At 51.7% G+C, this 19593-nt stretch carries 15 protein-coding genes, 1 tRNA gene and 1 pseudogene; 3 read left to right on the top strand and 14 right to left on the bottom strand.

Annotation, left to right across the window (positions count from 1 at the left end; translation table 11 throughout):
• Position 1: 1 nt before the first annotated feature.
• The 9 genes from BLR97_RS09390 to BLR97_RS09365 all read right to left on the bottom strand — a co-directional run bounded on the left by BLR97_RS09390 (position 2) and on the right by BLR97_RS09365 (position 8700).
• Positions 2-2098 carry a RecQ family ATP-dependent DNA helicase gene (locus BLR97_RS09390; protein ID WP_089705397.1) on the bottom strand — a complete coding sequence of 699 codons (2097 nt, stop codon included), beginning with the start codon at positions 2096-2098 and terminating at the stop codon, positions 2-4.
• Positions 2099-2247: 149 nt separating this feature from the next.
• Positions 2248-2454 carry a hypothetical protein gene (locus BLR97_RS19805; RefSeq protein WP_211605088.1) on the bottom strand — a complete coding sequence of 69 codons (207 nt, stop codon included), beginning with the start codon at positions 2452-2454 and terminating at the stop codon, positions 2248-2250.
• Positions 2455-2516: 62 nt separating this feature from the next.
• Entirely contained in the window at positions 2517-2747 is a 231-nt protein-coding gene (locus tag BLR97_RS19800) for a hypothetical protein (RefSeq protein ID WP_211605086.1), read from the bottom strand.
• Between the two features lie 331 nt (positions 2748-3078).
• Entirely contained in the window at positions 3079-3468 is a 390-nt protein-coding gene (locus tag BLR97_RS19795; protein ID WP_211605084.1) for a hypothetical protein, read from the bottom strand.
• A 52-nt stretch (positions 3469-3520) separates the two neighbouring features.
• Positions 3521-3661, bottom strand: a complete 141-nt coding sequence (locus BLR97_RS19790; RefSeq protein WP_211605082.1) for a hypothetical protein — start codon at positions 3659-3661, stop codon at positions 3521-3523.
• 9 nt (positions 3662-3670) lie between these two features.
• A complete protein-coding gene (gene brxC, locus BLR97_RS09380; protein WP_089705394.1) occupies positions 3671-7240 on the bottom strand; it encodes a BREX system P-loop protein BrxC in 3570 nt (1189 codons plus the stop codon).
• Between the two features lie 28 nt (positions 7241-7268).
• Positions 7269-7880 carry a DUF1788 domain-containing protein gene (locus BLR97_RS09375; RefSeq protein WP_244511269.1) on the bottom strand — a complete coding sequence of 204 codons (612 nt, stop codon included), beginning with the start codon at positions 7878-7880 and terminating at the stop codon, positions 7269-7271.
• Complete coding sequence (locus BLR97_RS09370; protein ID WP_089705391.1) at positions 7877-8491, bottom strand: DUF1819 family protein; 615 nt, start codon at positions 8489-8491, stop codon at positions 7877-7879. The genes BLR97_RS09375 and BLR97_RS09370 overlap by 4 nt, the downstream gene beginning before the upstream one ends.
• Positions 8488-8700: a helix-turn-helix domain-containing protein gene (locus BLR97_RS09365; protein WP_089705388.1), complete on the bottom strand. Its 213-nt coding sequence runs from the start codon at positions 8698-8700 to the stop codon at positions 8488-8490. The genes BLR97_RS09370 and BLR97_RS09365 overlap by 4 nt, the downstream gene beginning before the upstream one ends.
• Before the next feature lie 256 nt (positions 8701-8956).
• Between BLR97_RS09365 and BLR97_RS09360 the strand changes: the two genes are divergently transcribed.
• Both BLR97_RS09360 and BLR97_RS09355 read left to right on the top strand, forming a co-directional pair.
• Entirely contained in the window at positions 8957-9844 is an 888-nt protein-coding gene (locus tag BLR97_RS09360) for a toprim domain-containing protein (protein WP_089705384.1), read from the top strand.
• Positions 9841-11349, top strand: coding sequence for a YfjI family protein (locus tag BLR97_RS09355; protein WP_089705381.1), 1509 nt, complete (start codon positions 9841-9843; stop codon positions 11347-11349). Before BLR97_RS09360 ends, BLR97_RS09355 begins: the two co-directional genes overlap by 4 nt.
• A gap of 1040 nt (positions 11350-12389) precedes the next feature.
• Here BLR97_RS09355 and BLR97_RS19935 read toward each other — a convergent pair.
• From BLR97_RS19935 to BLR97_RS09340, 4 genes and pseudogenes are all read right to left on the bottom strand, one after another.
• Positions 12390-12584: pseudogene (locus BLR97_RS19935) on the bottom strand (IS701 family transposase); the annotation flags it as partial.
• Positions 12585-12765: 181 nt separating this feature from the next.
• The gene (locus BLR97_RS09350) at positions 12766-12993 is read right to left on the bottom strand and encodes a transposase (protein WP_089705378.1); all 228 of its coding nucleotides are present in this window, start codon (positions 12991-12993) and stop codon (positions 12766-12768) included.
• Between the two features lie 249 nt (positions 12994-13242).
• Positions 13243-13319, bottom strand: a tRNA-Arg gene (locus BLR97_RS09345).
• A gap of 52 nt (positions 13320-13371) precedes the next feature.
• The gene (locus tag BLR97_RS09340; protein ID WP_089705375.1) at positions 13372-14319 is read right to left on the bottom strand and encodes an AEC family transporter; all 948 of its coding nucleotides are present in this window, start codon (positions 14317-14319) and stop codon (positions 13372-13374) included.
• A 145-nt stretch (positions 14320-14464) separates the two neighbouring features.
• Here BLR97_RS09340 and BLR97_RS09335 point away from each other — a divergent pair, with 145 nt between their 5' ends.
• Positions 14465-17527 (top strand): sensor domain-containing phosphodiesterase, encoded by a 3063-nt coding sequence (locus tag BLR97_RS09335; protein ID WP_089705372.1) that lies wholly within the window; start codon positions 14465-14467, stop codon positions 17525-17527.
• 2 nt (positions 17528-17529) lie between these two features.
• Here BLR97_RS09335 and BLR97_RS09330 read toward each other — a convergent pair whose 3' ends face one another.
• Positions 17530-19530: a sensor domain-containing diguanylate cyclase gene (locus BLR97_RS09330; RefSeq protein ID WP_244511268.1), complete on the bottom strand. Its 2001-nt coding sequence runs from the start codon at positions 19528-19530 to the stop codon at positions 17530-17532.
• Positions 19531-19593 lie beyond the last annotated feature (63 nt).

The following is a 19593-nucleotide window of genomic DNA, read 5'->3' as shown; positions in this document are numbered from 1 at the left end:
ATCAATCCCCATTTGCAGAAGAAGCAAGAGCGACAGGATAGACCTCGCCACTGCCTTGTCGCCGAATTAAGGCTGCCAGAACAGCCATTGTCCAGCCTGAATCAACGACATCGTCCACTAACAGGACGGGGCCATTGGGGAGATTTGGATCGACCGAGAACACGCCATCAAGATTACTGCACTGGTGATAGCGATTGTTCTGTAGTTTTTGTGGTTCGTTATCTCGTACCTTGGAGATTACCGGGTAGAATGGCAGCCCCAACTTACTTGCCAGACGAGCCGCAAAAGCGGGTACTAGTTCTGGGTGCTTCAGGGAGGGCACACAGGTGATCCACTCGGGTCGAGGTATTGGTTGCCAACGCTGCTGGATCATTTCCGCCATGGCATCCACCAATTGATCCCGAAAATAGCCCCCATGTTTGTCTTGTTCGACCATACTGCCCCACGCTGCATCCGCCCATTGACTAAGCACTCTACCTTCCTGTGCTCTAAGGCTTTGCGGCAGATTTCCTTTTAACCTGTACGTCGGGAACCCATTAGCGGCCACTTGAACCTTAGGCTTGAAAACAAATTCTGAGTGGCGGAGGAACTGAGCTGCAGCAATTACTGTTTGATGGTCCGGTGTGCCCCTAATAAGAGGTTTGCCAAGGCAATTGGCACACTTACCACAGGGTTTGGCCTCAGGGTCATCAAGAAACCTTCTTAAATATTCCATCAAACAGGCTGAACTCGTTGAGTATTGTTGAATTTCCCGCCACTCCTGCTCTCGCATGTCCGTAAGCCTGTGTACTTGGTCATGATCAAGCTCGTAGACAACGGGCGTTCTTATCCATTGGCTCCCCGTCTTGTAAACAGGGGCTGGGTTTTCCACGCTCAAAAATTTCAGGACTTTTTCGATCTGCCCTTTGCGCATATTCAAACGTTCTTCCAGTTTCGGTACAGATAAGCTATCACTGTCTTCAAGCACGGCAAGAACTTGGCTAATCTGAGACTGATTTGGGAATGCAGAGCGACGGAAGAATTCATGAATACTTTCATCCTCTGTCCCTGAAAGCAGAATACCGAGAGATTCATCAATACCGCGTCCCGCCCGGCCTACCTGCTGGTAATAGGACACGATAGAACCCGGCGTTTGGTAGTGAATGACGAAGTGAAGATCTGGTTTGTCGTAACCCATGCCTAGCGCCGTCGTGGCCACAAGCACCTTCAGTTGGTTGTTAAGCAGTAAATCTTCCAAATGCTCACGATATTGATCGGAATTCTCGAAGTCAGGATGCTCAATCCCGCTATAATAAGCTTGTGCATCAATTCCCTGACTCAACAGCCAACGTTTAACTTGCTCTGCATCTCGCTTTGTAAGCACATAGACAATTCCAGCTCCTTCCAATGTTGGTATCATCTCTGAGAGCCAGGCAAGCCGACTTGCTTGATCCGGAAGGGAAATGTTTTGAAGAGACAAGCTATCACGAACCAAAGGGCCTCGAAATACTTCTATATCCCCCAACTGGTCGACAACATCTGCGATGACCCGATCATTGGCTGTGGCTGTCGTACCCAACACTGGCATATTTGGAGGCATCTGCTGCAGGATACTAAGCAACCGACGATAATCTGGCCTGAAGTCATGTCCCCAGTCGGAAATGCAGTGCGCTTCATCAACCACCAATAGGCCCACTCTGTCCAAAACTGGGTGAAGCGCCTGCTCAACAAACTGCTCATTAGCAAGCTTTTCCGGTGAGATCAGTAAGCAATCCACCCGGTTAGCATGTATCTGCTGGATCAATGACTCGGCCTGATCACGATTTGTCGAGTTGATGGTGACTGCGTGAATACCTAGCCTTTGCGCCGCTTCAATCTGATTACGCATCAATGCCAGCAAAGGCGAGACAATGATAGTTGGCCCGTAGCCCTGATCACGCATAAGCCGGGTAGCGATGAAATAAACTGAGCTTTTGCCCCATCCGGTTCGTTGAACCACCAGTAGCTTTTTGCGCTTGTTTACCAAAGCATCAATGGCTTCCCATTGGTCACTACGGAAGGCTGCGCTTGCGTTCCCTACTGCAGTGCGCAGCAACGCTTCAGCATCGTCTCTGTTCATGCGTTGTCCTTATGTACCAATGGAAGTCACATCGCTTAAATGCCAGCAGGCAAACGCCATGCGGCCCAACCTAAACTATGTACCAAAAGCACACGAAAATACGTGCACTGCTCATATCTCTCGAATTTTACGTGCGCGCACGTATTTTATCAGCTTCGCTCATATCGGGCCCCCTTTCCTTGACCGGCCGGGGGCAATCGCCCCTTGTATTTCAAGCATTTGAGCAGCCGGGTGGCCTGGAAGAGGCTGATATGGCACAGATCCGCGGCATCCTCTCGTTTGACAATGCCGTGGGTGTCGATGAAGTTCAGCACCATCCGCTCCTGCTGAATGGCATCGAAGCCCATCTGGCGCAAATAGGCGGCCTTTTGCCTCGCTCTCTTATACACCTTGTCGCTAGAGTGTAAGTGAAGCCCTTTCAGGTCTCGTTGGTGTCCACCTTGCCTGCTTCCACCTGTTTCTCCAAGGTGGGCCAGGTAACCGTTTCCGGCTTCTGTACCGATCTTGCCAGATCTATGGTTGTTAGCCGCCGTTCGTTGCGCAGCCTCGATAGGATGATCAAGCTGTCAATGGGCATGGTGAAACTGGCCTGCTCTTCTCGCTGAACGATCATACGCAGGAATTCGGTGTCCGCATCCGACTCAGTCATTCGCATGGCGACCGTTTGAGCGGATGACATGGAGTAAAACGGGGCAGTACGTCCGTAACAGAGAATCCTTCAAAAATCCGGTCAATACATTGGCCAGTGCACTTGGCCAGGCCAATACGTTTGATGATGTCGGTCGGCCCGTAAAGGTTTACGGGAACGGAATCGGCTACCTACAAGTTGTCAAGGTTGACGCTTCTACAAAACTCTCCCGGAAGGCTCACCGATCGAAATTTGGGGTAGCCAGGCGGAACAAGCCAACCTGGATCTCTTCTTCTTCCTGTGCCCGGAAAAAGAGCTCGACTTCTTCGAAGGTCTTCAGCAGTGGCTTGCGCTAGAACTCGTTAATCAGCACGTCGGCGCCGTGCAGTACCTGGAAGGCCAACCCATGGGGCGACAGATGTTGCCGCAACTGCATATCATTTCCCAGTAGAAGAGGCCCCTCCACAGTCGTAGTCAGACCCAGGTCTCCGTCGAGTTCATCGTCTGCCAAGGGCGGTAGGCTTTGGTCGCCTCCATAGTTCTTGATGGCATTACGGATGCGGATGCACCGAATCGGATCCAGGTCTTCACTCGCCAGATTTTCCAACACCAGAGCGGAGGTATCAGTGACGCCAATGCTGGATTGCCGCTGTACAAACTCGTGGGGATAGAAGGGAACGGACTCTGGGCTACCATCCATTTTCAGACGCCGACGCTGGAGCAGCCCGTCCGAAGTAGACACCAATTGCCTAGATTTAGGTACGTGGTTTCTGGCGATTAACTGCCCTTCCAGCTCAAGGGTCTCGACACGCACAGCTACTGACGGCCGCTACCAGATCTCTGTCAGGCAGGCTATTGGTACAGCTCTTGAATTCGTCGGTCAGACTTTCACCAACACGAATCAACTCAACAATGTCCTGCTCCGTGTCACTCATAGCCATCCCTTAAATTTGCACCTTGTGGCCTTGCCGAATTTCTTGCAGCAGGGCTTCACGCAGCGAGGCTAAGTAACATTCAACATCGTTTTCATCAGCCAACCAGGCTTTGTCGTAAAGAACCTGAAGGTTGCGCGAATGTACGTAATCGGTGGATGGCTCCTTGATTTGGTTCTGCTTGTTGCCGCCATCCGATCCCGGGGGCGGCTCTGGGTCCGCTGAAAGCTCGGATTTGGGCTTAGTCAGGTCTACCATCCTTGCCAGAATTTTTTGGTAGCCCTCCTCTTCGAAAAAACGCAGGCGGTCATTGATGACAGCGATAAGCTGTTGCTGACCGAGGTGCTCGACTAGGTTTTGAAAAGGCTTATCCAGCTCTGCCCGACGGGGTTCCGGCAACGACTGGTATTCATCCATACTTTGCATGCGCTTTTGCATGGTGTTCAAGGATGCAATCGCTCTAGAGCGCGTTTGGTTAACCTTTATATCAATGCGCTCTTTCAGGCTGTCCAGTAGTCCCTTGAGTTGCTGGATGCGGTTGCCTTTGTAGCACTTCGGGTCATTGAGAATTGAACGAATCTGCTCAATTTCATCTCCAGGCACATAGATGAAATTAGGCTCTTGGGTTTGAAGAAGAGACCGAGCTTGATTGTAGATGTCTTTCTGTGATCCGCTCATGAATTTGCGAATGGGGTCAATGGCTTCTTCTTTCAGCTCCAGCAGTTCATCTTCATGCTTACGCAGTTCGGTTAGATGCCAGGTGTAAGGCTTTCCAGCTAAATCTTTCAGCATTTCCATTGCTGGATTCAAAGCACTTATAAACGGGTACTGGACAGCCTGGGCAGCAAGGGGATTGAGCTGGTGGAGCATTTCTTGGAAAGCCTCGCCGGTTTCTTTACCCAGCGCTTTAGCCTCACTGCTATGGGGCGGGCCGTCGAAAAAGTCTTCATAGAACGCCTTGAGGGTCCGCACCTGAGACGCGGTAAACTCAATTTGAGGCTCCAGGACAAGATTGCTATGCCCATGGGTATTGCGAAGTGCCCGTTCGATCCCGGCGTCTTCGAGGATGTTGCCGTCGAGGCGAACTTCTACTTTACCGCGCGCACACAGGTTAGCCAGGGTGCAAAGAATGGCGGCGTAGTACCAACCATATGGCTTACGCTCAAATTTTTCTAGCAGGCCTTTTAAGGTAGTGCGAACACCGCCACGATTATTGCTCTGAATGACCGCCAGTACTTCCTGTTCTGATTCAGCAAGGGCTGTCGTATCGTTGCCAAACAAGCCATCTTCTGCCCGTTTCAGGCAGTTGCCAATATCGTTTTCCGAGTAGGAAATACCTCGCAGCATGCGAAGGTTGGGATAGGAACGTGCAATCAACTCATGGAAGCCGCGAATAATGCGGGTTTGAGGGTCTTCGTTCGTTACCTCCACATCCGCGCCACCGATCAGGAGTGTTGACTTGCCGAGGAATGCCTGAACCTGCTGTCGGAGCCTGGCTTCACGTTCGCGGTTCTGGAAGCCTTTGTCGTTCAGAATCCGTTTAACGGACTCCTGTTGAGTCACGGAGATGTTCTGCTTAATGTATTTTTCCGTGCGCTTGAGCATCAACAGGTCTCGCACCAAACGCTCATCAGAGGGCATTAGTACAAAGAGTTCATCCGCTTTATATGTGGAAGCGGTACGGAGCATCTGCTCATTGTCTGCGTGCTCGTGGAATGGGCTAATGACATTAATGGCCAGCTCATATTCACGACCATGTAGTCGATCATCTAGCTTGCGCGAATAGGTATAGTCGTGACCCTGATTCTGAGAGGAGCCCGCATCATAGCGGATCTTGCGCTGTTTGATGACGTAGTCGAAGATGATTTTTTCAAGCTCATCGGCGATGTCGGTGGACTCGACTTCCGTATTTTTTATTTCCTGTTCGACGTCTTTCTCTTCGTCTGTCAGATACTCGTATTGGTCACCATTTCGCTGAATGTAGGTTTGCTGCTCTAGCAGGCTCAGCGCCTCTTCGATTTTCTTCCGGAGACCTGGCAGATCCTGATTGAAAGCGTTCAGCATGAGCACACATAAGTTACGGACGGTTGGCTTGAACTCTTTGACGTATTTCACCAGGAACAAGGCTTTCAGCAACCGAATCGCGAACGGGCCGTCCAAGTGATTTTCGGCTTGGATAATGGCGCGCTGTATTTGTGACTTCAGAGCAGACCGAATGCCTTCGAACATCAGGTCGAAAGTCGCTAACTCGCCTACTTCGTGGTCGCCGATGTGGATGGCCACTTGCTGAAACACACCCAGCATGGAGCGTTCGCCCACTGAGCTGTGTTTGCCTTCAAATGCACTATGCTCGGACAAATTCTGAATTGCGGACTGAAACAGTGCGAACTGATAAGGCACAAACGGATAGCTATGGATGAAGTGATCCCGATCGCGAAAGTTACGGTAGGTGGCTGAACCATCCGCAAAATCGAACAGGGTTTTGAAGTTGTTGGACTGCTCGTGGTATACGTCCGATAGCTGGTTAACACCGCCTTCGGTCTTAGTCAGCAGACGCTTCTGGATCACCTCGGCCACGTCCGCACTGGACAGCTTCATTCGGTTGTTAAAACGCGCCTGGATCTTTGAGAAGTCGTTGCCTTGCTGTTTGCCCAGTTCACCGACAACGTTTTTCATTTCTTCCTGGGCGGTGACAACGATCCAGGCGCGGCCTCGGCACTTTGTGGCCAGACTTTCAGCAATGGTTTGCAGGTTGGTCATCAGCTTGATGTTGTCAGCAATGTACTGCCCTACCTCGTCCACGAAGAAGTTAAGGCGGAACTCTTGATACTCGCCTTCGGCCACTTGCTTCTCAATATAATCGTTAACATTGTCCGCAAAATCCTCGATGGAGACCCGGTATTCGCTCCGGTATTTATCTAGGATGCCCATTGCTGATTGTTGGTCGGCGCCAGTGGCAGCAGCGTAAGCTTTGGCGATATTCGGCCCTTCTAAGAGTGCCTGCTCCCGACCTTTCTGCCAGGATCGCCCGGCCACGTTTTCATATTCGGCTTTGAACTGCGGGTACAAACCACGGCTATCCAGGTCTCGTTCGAACTGGGCGATGTGCCCTTGTTTGCCGTAGTACCCGCACATTTCGTCAAAGACTTTGACGAATACAGCCAGCAACGCATCAATCTGGGTCTTGCTGATGACATCGGCTTTCTGGTCAATGTTGAACAGGATGCTCTTGGAGGGAATGGAAACTGCACGCTTCAGGCCAGCCCGTAGGATCTCATTCTCGTTGCACTTCGGAAGGAAGCGATCGAGGGTTGAAGTTCCATCCAGTTCCCTGTTTTCAAGCAACAGAGCCAACATTTTGAGCAAGTGGGACTTACCTGACCCGAAGAAGCCGGAGACCCAGACGCCATTTGCACCTTCGTAGTTGTTGTAGGCATCAAGAAAGTCTTCAAGGCGCTTTTCGACTTCATTTGTAAGCACGTATTCGTCAATTTCGAGGCGAAGGCTGGCCTCATCGTCGGCTTTGATAACGCCTTCGATCGGGCGGTCGACTTTTTTTAGAAAAATATCTTTCAATGTCATTGCAGTTCCCTAGATTTTTTACGTCCGCTCAGGCTTCGTAATGAAAGATATTGAACGCACGGTAGTACTTGTCATCATGCAGCCTGCCAAACAAGTCCAGTGACGCTCCCGTTTCCAGAGAATGGGTGTACGATCCTGGAAAAAACAACACCGTCGGCTTATCTTTCGCCGTACTTTGCAAGTTGTTAAGCACGTTGTGAGAACGGATGTAGGGAAAGACCTCTCCCACTCCCGAAAGGAACAGTACGTCGAGCTCGGCGGCTTGTAGCTTCGAGGCGATGGCTGGTACAAGATGCGCTTCGGGATCGAGAACCCCTTGTAACAGCTCTTTCAGCTGGTCTTTTGAAACCGTCGGCTCAAGCTCAAGTATTCGGTTCCAAACCTCTCTTTCTTTGAGAATCTCAACGGAGAGGTCATACAAGTTAATGCTTAGAACCTTGAGACCTGTCTGTTCCAGGCGGTTAACCAACTGACTTTGAAGGCGCTCCATCTCCGTCGCCTCTTCTGCTTTGAAGGGACAGATGAAAAATGGCACTTCGTTGCCGAGCCCTCGTTTATCCAGGAAGCGCTGCCCCGAGATTACGCTGTAAAGGTGCTGAAACCGGTCCTGCATCGACATTCTGGCAATGTCTTTACTCAAAGTGACATCCCCCTGAAATCGGAATCGAAGACGGGAAAGTACCGAAACTCATCCGGATTGTTATGAAGAATCAAATCAGTGAGGCCGGGGCTGAGCAGGACGGTATTAATGGTATTGTCTTTACTGAGTAGCCCCGCCTCGCGAAGCATTCTGAACGAGACTTGCCGTAGTTTGTCTCGCGTCGATGCACTGGCTTTGTCAAGCTCGTCATGCCATTCCGACTTGCGATTATAGAAGGCATCAAAGTCCTCGAAGCTCAGATCGAGTTTCATCGATATATAGCGTTCTCGCACCACTTCTACCGCAAAATCAGCCACAAATCGGTACAGGCGACATACCGCAACCCAAAGAATATGTGCTTGGTCCTGGTGATTAGCATTGGATAAGAAAGTTAACTCAGCATCTCTCAGCGTTTTCAATCGTGCGATAGCCTCTCTACAGGTCCGCTTCGCTGTACTTTCTGTTCTAGTCTGAAGCAGGTTACTGCTCAATGCTTGATCACGTACCCCATCCCAGTCTTGAACTGATAGGTATAGCCCGACCAGCGTCACCGATTCACGGTGATACAAGCTGCCAGAAGTAAAGGAAATGCGATACCTGTCTTGATTCATTCGGCACGCTCGCCTTTGCTTGGCATCTCGGCAGCACCACCCGCTTTGACCCAATCGTCCACCTCTGCCTTTTTAAACTTCCAAAAGCGCCCCATGCGATGGGCAGGCATCGAATGCTTATCTATCCAGCGGTACACGGTGTCATTGCTAATACCTAAGTGCTTGCCGATTTCATCGACTGACAACCACCGGTCGTTGAGTTCACTCATGCGTCAAATTCTCATTTGCAATTACACGGCTCAAGAGCTGAGGGCTCGCAAGCGATGCCTCATATTAGATAGCTACCAATATATAGAGGTGTTCCGGGGCAGACAACCGCATTGACCGGCATAGGTCGGCATTGGAAGGTAAATACGACCGATTCTTTAGTCAACATGCCTAAATAGAGTTTTTGCGCACTTAGGCGCAACCTCCTGAGCCTAGCTAGCAGCAACATGTTGTCAGGATTAAACAAGGACTAACGACATGTTAAGAAAATTTAGCACAATCACTTCTGCCTTGCAGGAAGAACTCCTTTCGAGGGGTGTAAACCTGAACAGCATTTTTGCCGATGGAAAGATTTATCGCTTCGATGCTCCGGACAAGCGCCGGGGCAACCTGGCCGGCTGGTACGTCTGCCCCACGCCTGAGGTGGCCGTGTTTGGCTTTTGGCATACTGGAGAGCAGCATTTAGTGACCCTGGCCGGCGGACATGATCCAATCGCCGCCGCGCACGCCCGCAAGACTGATGAGAAAGTAAAGCGTGAGCGTGAAGACGTGCGCCGGCACGAGCAGGGTCAAACCGCTAATCAAGCAAATACTTCTTGGACTAGCGCCTCAGCAGCTGCCCCCGACCACCCCTATTTATTGAAGAAAGGAGTTCAACCCCACAACCTATGTCAGGAAGGCAATACGCTTCTCGTACCACTGTATTCAAATGGAAGGATTGTGAATCTACAACGGATCTATCCAGACGGTACAAAGCGCTTCATGAAGTGGGGGATGATTAAAGGCGCTGCTTCAATGGTCGGTAGTTTAACTGGCGCGAGTCATGTCTATTTAACTGAAGGATGGGCAACTGCCGCCACGATTCATGAGGCGAGCGGCTGTCCGGTTGTAGCCGCGATGACGGCTAACAATTTACCGGTCATGGCCTGTACGTTGCGCAGGAAACTAGCTACACACATCAGCATTATCATCGCCGCGGACAACGATAGACAGACTTGCGGCAATCCTGGCCTAACCTATGGTCGGCAGGCTGCTGAGTCCATTGGTGCTAATATTTGCTGGCCGCGTTTTCCATGTGAGGAATGCGCTTGCTCAGATTTCAATGACCTAGCCAACTGTGAAAAAAGCAGGGAGTCTGCAATATGACTTCCGTACTCACTCAACTGCACGACACCAGGGAGTCAGTTGAGCCACCCAAAAAGCTACCAACAAGCCTTCCACCCGTGGAGCCTTTCAACCCGGCGATGCTGCCAGATGCAATTCGCGGATATGTTATGGATGTGGCGCACCGCCTGCAGGCAGCTCCAGAATACTGCGCTGTCGTGGCACTTGTTAGCCTTTCTGGAATACTGGGCCACAAAGTATTGATGCGTCCCAAACGTTACGACGACTGGACTGTCACGCCAAACATGTGGGGCGCACTAGTCGGGGGACCGTCTTCAATGAAGAGCCCAGCTCTAAAGGCGATGCGATTTCCCCTGGACGATATTGAGAAGGAATTACGAAAGGAGCACGAAGCCATACTCACTCAGCACGCCATTGCTGCCGAAATCATAGAAATGGAGCGCAAGGCGGCAAAGCAGCGCGCCCAGAAGAAAGCTAATGAAGGCAACCGTGACGGCGCTCACGCTGAACTGGCTCAGCTTGCACAGATAGAAGAGGTTTCCATATCCTCACCCCGCCTCATAGTGAATGATGCAACTGTGGAAGCCCTGGGTGAGCGTCTCAACGAAAACCCTAACGGTCTTTTATTGTTTCGAGACGAGCTTTCCGGCTGGCTGGCTAAGATGCAACAGCAGGAGCATGCCAGCGACAGAGCGTTCTACCTTGAATGTTTTAATGGCGACGGGCGTTACACATATGACCGTATTGGGCGCGGCACCATAATTATCGAAAGCTGCACACTTTCAATTATTGGAGGTATACAGCCGTCGAAGATCGCCCCCTTGGTACAAGGGGTGACCAATGGCAGTGACGATGACGGTCTGATCCAGAGGTTTCAACTGGCTGTGTGGCCGGATCCACCGAAGCAATGGAAATGGATAGATCGAGCACCTTCGAAACAAGCTAAGGAGCAGTATCGCCAGTCGTTCTATGCCCTACACGCCATGACCTTTGAGACCGCAGATGGTGAGTCACCAAGCTGGCAATTTAGCGACCAAGCTCAGTCTGAGTTCATTAAATGGATGCAGAAACTGCATGTCGAGGCTAGAAGCGGGGATCTGTTGCCTGTAATGGAGTCACATCTTTTAAAAATGCCCAAGACTGTTTGTGCTCTGGCGTTGCTGTTCGTACTGATCGAAGGAGAGCACGGTGAGGTCGGTTACGACTCAACATGCCGCGCGCTGGCATGGGCAGATTTCTTGCGCAGCCACGCAGAGAGATTATATAGCGCAGTTATCAACAGCCACGTCACAGGTGCACTATTGATCCACAAACGTCGTGACAAACTGCCGAACCCTTTTACTGTTCGTGATGTTCATCGCAAACAATGGTCAGGCTTGACACGAGTGGAAGATGTGAAAGACGCCATTGATGTGCTTGTGGAGCACCTATACATTCATGGCTTATCAGTGCCTGCCGAAACGGGACGTCCCAAGCTTGTCTTTTATTGGCATACTAGTATTGCGCCGGTGGAGGAACAGTTGTGAACCGCTGGTTAGGAAAACTCGGAAATGCTCCAGTCAACAAGCTGACAAAACTGACAAAATAGGGTTCTGTCAGTTTTGTCAGTCCTCTTATTGGCGGTTTTGAAGAAAAAAGCACCCCCCGAGGAGGCTCTATCAACCTGGCAGACCTTACCTCAACCGAATGTGCTCTATCACCAGCCTAGGGATCAGTAAAAGTTCACCCACTCCCCTTGGAGGTGCCGGAGGCCTAATACTGGAGTCTCGTGGCGGCCGGCACCGACAGTCATCTCAAGATCGCTGGACTCAAGATGGACGAAGAGATCACAGCAGAGGTGGGTTGCCGCAGACCTCCCTGATGATGTGATGGGGCTCTAAGGTCGTCAGGCGAATCAAGTCTGACAGAGGTATCAAGCGCATGTGCTCGGCCATGCAGCGTGCGTTCGGCGGTATTGATAACGGACGGATGTTGGTCGTGGAAGGAAATTCATGCAACGAGCTGCTGGGACATGGCATAGCATCGACAACCAGCCCTGCTGTAGAGCCTGAGCTTGCTTGGGCCGACGCCTGAATGCCTAGAAGGCCATAGACTTCAACATATATTACAATATACAGACGCCTGATTTGAGACAATTTTTCAAGCTTTACTATTAACTTTATACCAGTCACTGACGAGGTTTATTTTTTCGTTTTATAGCCACATGAGCGGCTACTAATGTCCCGAACATAATAAACAGAATCGGTGAGACACCAATTAAAAACTGCGCCAAATCACTCATAATACCTCCGCTCGCATGCTGAAATGTTGCAACATTTCTAACTTTAGTACCAACCAGTATCACGTGCCGAGCCAGCCACAGTCGCTTGGATCTCGGAGATAGTGACTAAGCCACCTGTGCCTGAGGGGGATCGTTGTCTGTGAAATGTCAGCTATTGACTCGATCCCAGCGTAACGTTGTGATGGAATCACCCACATGTTGCTGAGTGCGTTGCACGACCAGGAGACCGTTGCCCTTCGGGTAGAGGAGGTGCCGGAGACAGTGAGATTTTTTATATTGACAAAGTAACCGTTCAGCGACCAAGAAGCCATACACCACGATGCTGAGGCTAGCGTAATGGTGAAAGCCTCGCCAGTTGCAGCCCTCATAATGATCCAACCCGAACGCCTAATTGAGTTCCTGATAGTCACGCTCAATTCGCCAGCGTTTCTTAGCGATAGTGACCAACGTTGTCAGCGGTGTCTCCCCAGGTTGGCTGCTCGCTTTCTTCGCCATAATGGGCGGCATCCATGCCACCGAATTTAGCTAGCCACTTCTAGAAGGTCGCACTGCTCATGCCATTCTTACGACATAATTCTGTAAACACATGCACCGCCTTCGGCTTGCTTGAGGAGACAGTATTTGGCAGTTAGAAAAACGTGATTTTTCATGCAGAATCTCCCTAAGAGTTCACCGGCGCTGGGCGCTCGTCGGTCTGTTTGGCGGTCTTCTTCTTGCCCTCGAAAAGCTCAGGAGCGTTCTCCAGCAGTTCACGCTTCCAGGTGCTGACCATGGTGAGCTGGATCTGGAAGCGGGCAGCAATATCGGAGGTGGTCTCGTCACCTTTGAGGGCGGCCAGGGCGACTTTGGACTTGAACGATGCGCTGTACTGTTTGCGTTTCTTGCCCATGATTCTCCTCCTTCTGGAGATGATGAATCAGAGCTGATGCACCTGTCCAAATTTCGGGATCCAATTCAGAAAGAGTGACCTGGAAGAAAAACTGCTAGTGCCGAGGTGATTCCTTCTAAAACCAATACTAATAACCATATTAGCAAATAACAGTCAGTATAGATTTTCTGGCTAGGGGTTCCACTAGGGGTTCAAGCGAAGAATATAGAAATATAGATTCAAAAAATAAATGTAAGATGATGATTTCTTTGGCGTCCCTGGCAGGATTTGAACCTGCGACCTGCCGCTTAGGAGGCGGCTGCTCTATCCTGCTGAGCTACAGGGACTTATGAGGGGCGGCAGTATAACCTCTGCGGCAGCGCAGGCCAAGGCGATGCGTTATATCCAGCCCAGCAGTCGCAGGGTAAAGATCCCCACGGTGACCGTGACGCTGGCCATCAGTGTGGTGATGGCAATGATATTGGCTGCCAGTGCCACATTGCCGCCAATCGCTTTAACCATGACAAAACTCGCGGCCGCGGTGGGGCTGGCAAAAAACAGAAACAGCAAGCCCAGCTCACGGCCTGAAAAGCCTACCAACCAGGCGGCAACCGTCGACAGCACGGGTAGGATGACCATCTTCATCACGCTGGCACCCATCGCCACCTGCTGACTTTCGCGCAGACTTCTTAACGACAGTGTCGCCCCGATACAGATAAGCGCCAGCGGCAGCGTAAGCGATGCGAAATAATCCCCCGAGGTGACCAGCCAACCGGGCAGTGATATCGACAAAGCGGTAAACGGCAAAGCCGCCAAGACGGAGATAATCAACGGGTTAGTGAACATTTTACCCAGCAGGCTTCGCCAATCGGTGGCTTGGCCAGGCTGGTACATAGCGAGCACCACCACCGAGAGCACGTTATAGGTCACAATGACGACGCCCAGTAATATACTCCCCGCCGAAAGCCCATAATTACCGTACATGCCCGCTGCCAACGCGAGCCCGACGACACCACAATTACCGCGAAACGAGCCCTGCACGTAAACACCGCGTTCCTCCCGCTTAACTCGCCAACTGGCCCACCCCCAACTCAAAGCACATTGGCAAAGGGTCGCCAAGGCAAAAAACACCAACATTGGCACATCCAGCGCCACGGCCAGGTCGGCTTTGATCAAGCTCAAGAAAATCAGCGTGGGCAAGGTCGCCTTGAAAACCAAGGCAGACGCGGTCGAGACGAAGGCTCTATCAATCCAGCCAAGCCGCTTTAGACCCAGGCCAACAAACACCATCGCAAAGACAGGCAGGGTGATATCAAGCGTCCGGGTAAACAGCTCAAATAGGCTCACGGTCAACAATCTCTTTTCATGTATTCAGACTTTTAAATCAGCACCTTGTTATGTTCTACCGTTGACAGAGATTTGTCGACTGGCTGGACAGCGATGCCGCATAAGAGAGAATATCGCTGAAAGCGCACATAAACATAGGTTGCCCATGGTAACGCCCGCCGGAAACCACAATGAAGCGCAACGCCTTTTTACGCTAAAACGGTATACGCTAGGTGACCGCACCGCGAATCCCGAACTTGATCGCATTACCCGCTTGGCCGCCACGCATTGCCACGTCCCTATCGCATTAATCACCCTGGTTGACGAAGAGCACACCTGGTGTAAAAGCCGCTACGGCGATACAGCGAGCTCTACCCCGCGCGAGCACTCTTTCAGTACCCACACCATTGCCTGCTCATCACTTGTTGAAGTCAGCGATGCGCAACAAGACAGCCGTTTCGAAAACTTACCCCTCGTCGTCCAACCGCCTGGTATCCGTTTTTACGCTGGCGTGCCTTTAATCACAGCCAACGGTCACGCGATTGGGTCGCTCTGCGTGATGGACACGACGCCGCGCCAATTAACCTCGTCTCAACGTGAATTATTAACGCAGCTCGGTAACAACGTGGTACTGCAGTTTGAACAACACTTAACCTCGCGCGAGCAGCATGCCACCCGCCAAGCCGGCATCGGGGTTTGGGAAATGGACATTCCTAGCCGGGTCACGCACTACAACGACGTCATTAACCAGCTCTACGGCATTAGCAAAGACGCCGATAGCGATATGTTCCGTCGGTTAAACGTTTACGTCGACGCTGACAAACAGCGTTTAATTAAGGCGCTGAAATCAGCCGTTGAGCATCGACGGGCATTCAACGACATCTTCCAGTTAGTTACCCCCCAAGGGCTTCAGCGCTGGGTACGCATCACCGGCCAACCGGTGTTGATTAACGGCCACGTTGCGCAGTTGATTGGCACCATGATTGACGTAACACCCCGCAAACGCATCGAAAGCCAGCTATTAAAGCAACAGGCCCTGGAGCGCGCCATTATGCGCGCTCAATCAAGCTTTATTGACGAGCGTGACAACACGTTCGCGCTCAAACACTTGCTCGATGATTTGTTAACCCTGACCGACAGCGAGTACGGCTTTATTGGCGAAGTCTTGAAAGATGAGCAGCAAGCCCCTTACTTAGTGGCCCACGCCATTACCGACATTACCTGGGATGATGAATCACGCCGGTTTTATGAGCAAAATGCGCCCAATGGCATGATGTTTAGCAACCTGAACACATTGTTTGGCTATGTAATGCGGTACGAAGAAGTCGTGATTGCCAATCAGCCCGCCCTAGACCCGCGGCGCGGTGGGCTACCGCCCGGCCACCCCCAGTTAGCAGCCTTCTTGGGGGTGCCGATTCATTTACACGGTCAATGCATTGCCATGATTGGCCTGGCAAATCGTCCCAACGGCTACGACAGAGTGCTGGTGGATTTTCTAGCCCCGCTGCTGGGGAGTATCGGCCAGTTAATCAACAACCTGCGTATCAACCGCCAGCAACGGGAGGATCAAACCGCGATCGCTCGCCTTTCCATGGTGGCGAAAAAAACCAGTAACGGCGTAGTGATCACCGATGCCCAGGGGCGAATTGAATGGGTCAATGAAGGTTTTACTCGCTCAAGTGGCTACAAACTGGAAGATGCGCAAGGCAAAACACCCGGTGAGCTATTACATGGGCCGAAAACCGACCCGGCCACCATCGCGCGCATTACCCAGGCACTTCAACTAAAACACAGCTTTGAAGAAGAGTTGCTCAATTATCGACGTGATGGTTCACCTTATTGGGTGCATATTAGCGGCAATCCGTTACCGGGTGGCGATAACGGGCACCAAGGATTTATTGCCATCCAGTCGGATATCAGCGATACCAAAGCCCATGAAGAAGCCCTTTATAAAGCAGCCAATATTGATGAGCTCACCGGGCTTGCCAATCAACGCTTAACCAAAGAAAAACTAGCGCTGTACATCCAAGGGGTGACAGGCGATAAGCCCATCAACATTCATGTGTTAAACCTGGACGACTTTAAGCGACTTAATGAATTACTCGGTTATCACGCAGGCAACAAGCTGTTGGTAAGCGTGGCGCAACGATTGGCGCAATTAACCAACGAAGAGGGTTTCAGCGGCCGTTTAAGCGGCGATGAGTTCGCTGTCGTCACTCACTCAGCGATTACCGCGTCCAGCCTACAACAACGCATTCAAGAAACGCTTTATCTTGCTGGGCAGCCTATCAAGCTAACCACCTGTGTAGGTACGACCAGCTACCCTCTCGACAACAGTGATTCTGACACACTTATCCGGCACGCCTACCAAGCGCTGTACCAGGCAAAAACGCTGGGGCATTCCCAGCATGCGGTTTATAACCCGGACGAAGAGCAGTCAACGCGTAGCAAACTGATGAAGCGTAAGGCCATACGTCATGGGCTAGCCCACGATGAGTTTCAACTTTTTTATCAGCCTCAGGTAAACCTGAAATCCCACCGCGTGATTGGTGTCGAAGCGCTCATCCGCTGGCAGCATCCAGAAAAAGGCTTACTTTCGCCGGCTGACTTCTTGCCGTTGATTGAGGGCACTGATCTGGAATATGACCTTGGCGAATGGGTTATTGAAGCGGCACTAAAACAGCAGACTCTATGGCAACAGCAATCGATTCAAATGAGAGTCAGCGTGAATATTAGCCCTAGGCACTTATTGCACCCGGGTTTCTTACCCCAGCTGCAGAGCTTGCTTAACGCCTACCCACACATTGAGCCGAATCGGTTATCGCTGGAAATTTTGGAATCGGCCACCTTAGATGACATGCAGGCCGCGCTGACGGTGCTCTCCGCCTGCCAAGCGTTGGGTATTGACGTCGCCCTCGACGACTTTGGTACAGGCTATTCGTCGCTGGCGTATTTTCGTCGCTTACCCGTACAGCTGATCAAGGTTGACCGCGATTTTGTGCGCGATATGCTCGAAAGCCAGGACGACCGGGCGATTGTCGAAAGTATTGTCTTTCTAGCCAAGAAGTTCTCACGCCCGGTGCTTGCCGAGGGGGTTGAAACCATGGCCCATGCCAGCGCGTTGCTCGCCCTAGGGTGTTATCTTGCCCAAGGGTATGGCATTGCCCGCCCTATGCCGGCACTTGAAATACCTCAATGGCTAGAGCAGTGGCGAATAATGCCCCATTGAGGTTAATCAAAATGCGCTATCGCATCATCGACGTGTTCATCGCGTAAGTTGATGACCACGCCATTGCGTCCTTTATCTTTCGCTGTATAGCTGCCGGCATCAGCGCGAGCCACCGCATCGTCAGTACCGCCATCGTCCTCGTGAAACGTCGTGACCCCGATACTCAGCGTTACGCTATACTCTTTGCCTTCGTAGTCGACCGATATCTCACCCACGGAATTGCGCAGCGCTTCGGCAATTCTCCGCGCTTGACTAAGGGTACAACTGGGCAGCAGTACACCAAACTCATCGCCGCCTTGGCGAGCCACATGGTCGCTACGGCGAACTTCCCAAGCCACCACTTGGGCAATACGGCGGAGCATTTCGTCACCCAGCGCGTGCCCGCCTTCATCGTTAATCGGCTTGAAATGATCCAGGTCGAATAACAGCAGCGCCGAGGGCGTACTGGTTTTTTGAAAGTCAGCGAAGGCTTCGTCAAGCCGCCGCTCAAACCCCCGCCGGTTAAGCAAACCGGTTAACGGATCGTGCTCGGCCTCCCAGCGCTGAAGGGCCTCCAGCTCACGGCGCTCGGTAATGTCTTTGACCACCCCGACCAGCCCGAGCGAGTGCCCGCCCTGGGAGAGCATGACCACCCGGGCGTGTACATCCAGCCACAGCGTTTCACCATCATGACGCACAAAGCGTAGTTGGCGAACATAATCGCTGCCAGACTTCAAGCTGTGGTGCCACATATCCATGGCGCCATCGCGGTCATCAGGATGGATTTGATGCAGCCAAGCTTTCATTGGCAAGTGAGATTGAATGCCCAGCATGCCAAGCAGCGCTGGGTTCATGTAGGTAATATGACCATCGAAATTGGCCACGAACATGCCCTGGGGCGTAGCATTCAGCACCGAGTCGAGAAACGCTTCGCGCTCTTGAAGGTTGGTCAATAACACTTGGCGCTCGTCTTCCACGCGATTAAAGGTGTTTGCCACATGCTGCAGTTCTTGCATGTTGGTGCCCAGCTTCACGCGTTCGCGTTCGGCTCGGCCAACCTCGCCAATCTGCTTGGCTAAGTGTTTTAACGGCGACAGCATGCGGCGCAATAACAACCACAGTACCGGCAACATTAGCACTGTCAGCGCAATGCCAAGCCACCAAAGCCGATGCAAAAAGCCGCTTAGCGGCTCTTGAGCCTGATCATTGGGCAAATATAAACCCACTATCCAGTCAGCTGGCCAGACTTGTCTATAAGACTGAAACCCAAGCTGGCCGTTAAGTAGTGAACCAACCGCTTCGCCTTCCCAGCCATCCAGCGCCAGAGAAAGCCAAGGGTTAAAGTCGGCATCAGGCACCTGCGTCATAATCAGATCGCGATTAGGATGGTAAAGGATTTTGCCTGACGACGTGGCGACGCCTGCATAGCCATCTTCGCCGAGCCTTACGCGCGCCAGGCGATCAAACAACCCACCTGAGTGCAGGCTCACAATACCCCCGACAAAGCCATTAAATTCGCCGTTTGGATTACTCCGCGGCACACTCACTAACACCATGGGAATGCCACTGGCACGGCCCACAAAGGGTTCACTAACGTAGGGCGTTTGTGTACCACGCAGCATGCGAAAGTATTCAAGCGGTGCCGTGTCGAGTCCTTCGCGGCCTTCCACATGTGGCCAGTCGGCAATGATTTTACCTTCTGCATCAGCAATAACCACACCTTCAAACCAGGCCATTAATGCTTCATTACGTCGCAGCATGGTACGCATCGAGTCGCGGCTGGTGTCTGCATCAAGCTGTTTGCTTAAGCGCCTTAATGCATCAAAGCGGACGTCTATTTGCTCGGTCACTTCATCGGCCAGCAAGGTGGATTCATAGCGCAGATGCGCCATATTGGTGGCCTTCACCATAGAGTTGCCCAACTGCCAAGCCATGCCCAGTACCAGTACCACCACCAGTAACCAGGTAACCGCCAGGCCCATCAGCAGTCGCTTCTGTAGCGAACCAAAACCGATTTTTCGCATTAACAGACGCACTAAAGCCCACCCGCCTCGCTCATCATTTTTATGGTATCCAACCGTCTAAAC

Source organism: Vreelandella arcis (genome assembly GCF_900103865.1).
Taxonomy (GTDB): Bacteria; Pseudomonadota; Gammaproteobacteria; order Pseudomonadales; family Halomonadaceae; genus Vreelandella; species Vreelandella arcis.
This window is presented reverse-complemented; position numbering and strand designations above follow the sequence as displayed.